At 69.7% G+C, this 1,699-nt stretch carries 1 protein-coding gene; it reads right to left on the bottom strand.

All coding sequences use genetic code 11. The features are described 5' to 3' along the window. The coding region (locus tag JHD07_RS29880; RefSeq protein WP_291628675.1) for a strawberry notch-like NTP hydrolase domain-containing protein at positions 1 to 1,494 on the bottom strand (1,494 nt) is incomplete at its 3' end. Positions 1,495 to 1,699: the final 205 nt, after the last annotated feature.

Raw genomic sequence — 1,699 nt, 5'->3', positions numbered from 1 at the left:
GCCGAGCATGAAGCCCCGCCGGAAGCGGACGGCGTTCGGCGCCTCGTCTGACGCGGCGCTTACGAGATCGGCGGTCTCGTCCACCGTCCAGGCGCCAGCGAGATATTCGCGATGGGCCTCGCCGGCATAGATCACGGTCTCGAGCTGGGCGTCGGACAGCACGCCGTCGCTGGTGATCGCCGCCGGAAGCGTCGGGCGATAGCTCGGCTTCGGCGGCGCGACCGACGCCATGGCGGCCGATTGCACCAGCTTGGTCGGATGCGGCCGCGCGTCCGGGATGCGGATCGACTGGAGCACATAGGGCTCGTAGATCGAGTCCGAGAGGCGGCCGCCCTCGGGCGGGGTCCAGTCGATGGTCTCATAGTCGAGCGGCACGCCCTCGATTTCAGCAATGCGGCGCACCGGCGCGGCCCGGGCGAGATAACCGCGCACCGTCCGCGGCGCAGGTCCGGTCGCGACAGTCGGCAGCGAGACGGCCATCCGTGGCGGGACGTCCCGCTCGATCCAGGCAAGCAGCGTCGCGACGTCTGGCGCGATACCCGGGGATTCAGGGAAGCGTGCCGCATCCTCGACCGGCGCCTTGTCGATGACGGTCAGGCGCGTCTCGATGGTTGTGCCGTGCTTGGCATAGACCGAGCCCGCGATCGCTGCGGTGAACACCACACGGCCGCGCTCCTGCAGCCGGACGAAGCTGTCCCGCCAGGCCGGCAGCTCGGGCGAGAAATTCGCGCCGGTGATCGCGACCAGACGGCCGCCCGGCGCGAGCCGCGCCAGCGCCGAGGCGATGTGGCGATACGCGGCGTCTGCCACGCGACCGGAGACGTTCGCCATGACCGAGAATGGCGGGTTCATGATGACGACGCTGGGGATGGCGGCCCGATTGAGATGATCGTCGATCTGGGCGGCATCGAAGCGCGTGGCGGAAATGGCCGGAAAGAGCGAGGCGAGAAGATCGGCGCGGGTCTCGGCCAGCTCGTTGAGGACGAGATCGGAACCGGCGATCTCCGCGAGGACCGCGAGCAGGCCCGTGCCGGCCGAGGGCTCCAGCACCCGGTCGGCGGGTGTGAGCGATGCGGCGGTCAAAGCCGCCAGACCGAGCGGGATTGGCGTCGAGAATTGCTGAAGGGCCTGGGCTTCCTCGGACCGGCGCGTGTGCGTCGGGAGCAGGCCGGCGATCTTGGTAAGCGCTGCGACCCGTGCAGTCGGAGACGCGGCTTTGCGGAAAAGCGGCTTCCCGTATTTGCGCAGGAACAGGACGGTCGCCGCCTCGCAGGCGTCGTAGGCCGTCTTCCAGTCCCAGGCGCCGCTGGCGTCGGAGGCGCCGAAGGCCTGTTCCATGGACGAGCGCAGGATCGCGGCGTCGATCGTGCGACCCTGTTCGAGATGAGGAAGGAGATGTTCGGCGGCGGCCAGAATGGCGGCGGCGGGAGGTGCGTCGGGCGCGAGCGGAAGCGAAGCCGCCGGAGCGGCTCCAGAGACGGGAGCGTGGAGCATGGAGGATACCTCGAAAGAGCGGAAGACGGACGAGCCGGTCCGGCGCTCTCTCTCGACCGGACGGGCTCAAACCCGTCCCGGCCGACCTCTCACTCTGGCGCGGCTGGCGCCCGTCCCATCGCTCCGGCTTCCGGCGGCCGCGATGGGACGCTAATCTGGGTTGGGAAAAGAAGCCGCGGCGTCTCCTCTTTCGGGCTCGCTGCGC

The sequence above is a fragment of the Bradyrhizobium sp. genome (genome assembly GCF_016462955.1).
Taxonomy (GTDB): domain Bacteria; phylum Pseudomonadota; class Alphaproteobacteria; order Rhizobiales; family Xanthobacteraceae; genus Bradyrhizobium.
The sequence above is the reverse complement of the archived record's forward strand: the minus strand, read 5'-3'. Positions and strand labels throughout refer to the sequence as shown.